At 59.3% G+C, this 2766-nt stretch carries 2 protein-coding genes; both read right to left on the minus strand.

Features of this window, described 5'->3' with window-relative positions:
* Positions 1-948: transglycosylase domain-containing protein (locus ACIQ0Q_RS08670; RefSeq protein WP_395772540.1), on the minus strand; the 948-nt coding region annotated here is incomplete at its 3' end.
* 58 nt (positions 949-1006) lie between these two features.
* Positions 1007-2766, minus strand: a 1760-nt coding sequence (locus tag ACIQ0Q_RS08675; RefSeq protein WP_395772541.1) for a RelA/SpoT family protein, incomplete at its 5' end; no start/stop codon positions are given.

The following is a 2766-nucleotide window of genomic DNA, read 5'->3' on the forward strand; positions in this document are numbered from 1 at the left end:
CGGATCCCAGTAAAACGGGCCCTGCACTAGACCAATCAGCAACGCGATTTCATGGTCCTGCAGCTGGGTGACGTCGCGTCCGAACCAGAAATCGGCACCGGCAGCGATGCCGTGAATGGACTGGTCACCGACCTGGCCGAGGTAGACCTGGTTGAGATAGGCCTCGAGGATAGTCTGTTTATCGAAGCGCGCCTCGATGATCAGTGCGTAAAGCGCTTCCTTGACCTTGCGGGTAATGGTTTTGGTATTGCTCAGAAACAGGCTGCGCACCAATTGCTGGGTCAGGGTCGAGGCGCCCTGTTCGAATCCGACTTCGCGGATGTTGACATAAATGGCACGCGCAACACCCATCGGATCGATGCCGATGTGTTTGTCGAAGTTGCGATCTTCTACCGCCTGAAGGCCCTCGACCAGCAGCTTCGGCACCCGGTCGATTTTGACCAACCGGCGCTCCTCGGTGCTGTTGCCGTACAAAGTGGCAATGCGAACCGGATCGACTTTCGCGGAACTCAGATTGCGTCGCGTTTTGACATCACGCACGGCGGCGACGCGGCCGGAAACCAGCAGCACTTCGAGCTGGCGTGACGGCACCTTGCCGTTGACGTCGAAGAACTCACGGGTGGTCAGACGGAATCGGCCGCCGCTGCGTCCGTAGCTTCCGGCCAAAACGCCCCGGCCGTCATCCTTGTAACCCCCAGCCTGCAGTTCCAGTGCGAGGCTGCCGCCATCCAGTGGCAGACCGGGCTTGAGCACCAGAGGCCGGGCGAACACCTTGGTCGGGACCTGCCAGTTGAGTTGAGCGAATTGATCGCGCACCTGCTTGTCGAGATACCAGATATAGGGAATGCCGATGCCGATGAACAGGCCGACCGCGAGAAACAGAAGACGCCACATCCCACGCTTGAGCATGGAGTCGTTGGATGCCGTATCGTTATCGGGTATGTTCACGGGAATGTTTTGGCTGGATTCGGATCATTTTATCAGGTGGAAGATGCTTGTGTACGCCTCAGAAACGGCGGACTTCCAGTACGCCGGGCACAGCATCCAGTTTACCCAGAAGCGCGCTGAGCTGTCCGAAATCAGCGACGTTGAGCGTCATTTTCAGTTCCGCCATCGGACCGGCCTGTGGCAGGGTATTGACGCCGGCAATATTGACGTTCGCCTGCGCGATGAGATTGGTCAGATCCTTCAGCAACCATTTTCGGTCATAGGCGCGGATCAGGATAGAAACTTCATAGCGGCCGTCTTCGCGGCTGCCCCAATTCACTGGCAGTTCCCGCTCCGGATGCTGCGAAATCAAATAGGCCACGCTGGCACAGTTGGCACGGTGGATGCTGACTCCTTTACCTTTGGTCAGATAACCGACGATGGCGTCGCCGGGAACCGGCTGACAGCAGCGTGCCAGCTGCATCAGCAAATTGCCGACCCCCTCCACGGTCATGTCGCTGCGTCCAGCCGTCTTGCGCGGCGCCGCAACCCGACGCATCGGCAGGGTTTCGGACGCCGGCTGCAGGTGCTCATGCAGGGCACGCGTAATCAGACTGGGACTGATATCGCCGAGTGCCAGGGCGATGCACAGCTCATCCCGGTCGGGAAGTTTGAACTTGTCGAGCACCGGTTTCAGGTCAGTCTGCATCAGGGCCACCCGGCGCAACTCCTTTTCCAGCAACTCGCGGCCGTCTTCGAGATTGCGTTGACGGTCGAGTCGGAAGAAATAGGCGCGGACCTTGTCGCGCGAACGCGAGCTGGCCAGATAGCCATTGGCTGCCAACAGCCAATCACGTTTTGGAGTTCCGGTTTTTCCGGTCATGATTTCAATGCGGTCGCCGGAGTTCGGCCGGTATTCCAAAGGCACAATGCGGCCGTTGACCTTGGCGCCGCGGCAACGGTGACCGACATCGGTGTGCACGTGATACGCGAAATCAAGCACGGTGCCGCCCGCCGGAAGGTCGATGACCTCGCCTTTCGGCGTCAGCAGGTATTTGCGGTCCTCGACCAGCTCGGTGCCCAAACCCGCCATCAGCACGGTTTCGTCGGCCGCCTTGCTGTTCTCCAGAAGCTGCCGCATCTGGGCGATTTTCTTTTCGAATTCGCCCTGCGCTTTGCCGCCTTCCTTGTAACGCCAATGCGCCGCCACGCCCATTTCGGCATGCTCATGCATATTCCGGGTCCGGATCTGCACTTCCAGACCGAGTCCGTCGGGACCGATCACTGCCGTATGCAGACTTTGGTAATTATTGCTTTTGGGCTGCGCGATGTAATCGTCGAACTCCCCGGGAATCGGCGTCCATAACTGATGCACCAGACCCAGAACGCTGTAGCAGGCGGCGACATCGTCGACCAGCACGCGGATGGCACGGATATCGTAGAGTCCGTCGAAATCCAGATTCTTGCGCTGCATCTTTTTCCAGATGCTGGTGATGTGCTTGGGTCTGCCAGCGACATCGGCAGCAATGCCGGCCCTGGCCAGCGCCGCCTGGATCTGCTGCGTGGCCTGTTCGATGTAGCGTTCGCGCAGACCGCGTTTTTCCTGCAACTGGCGGGCAATGGCCTGATACTGCTCCGGCTTCATGATGCGGAACGCCAGATCCTCCAGCTCCCATTTCAACTGCCAGATGCCGAGCCGGTTGGCGAGCGGTGCATGGATATCGGCGGTCAGATGCGCTAGCGCCAAGCGCTCTGATTCCGGCCAGGACACCGCTTTTCGCATCTGCACCAGCTGCCAGGCCAACAATACGATCAACACCCGCAGATCCAGAATGATGG

Source organism: Arenimonas sp., assembly GCF_044348765.1.
Taxonomy (GTDB): domain Bacteria; phylum Pseudomonadota; class Gammaproteobacteria; order Xanthomonadales; family Xanthomonadaceae; genus Arenimonas.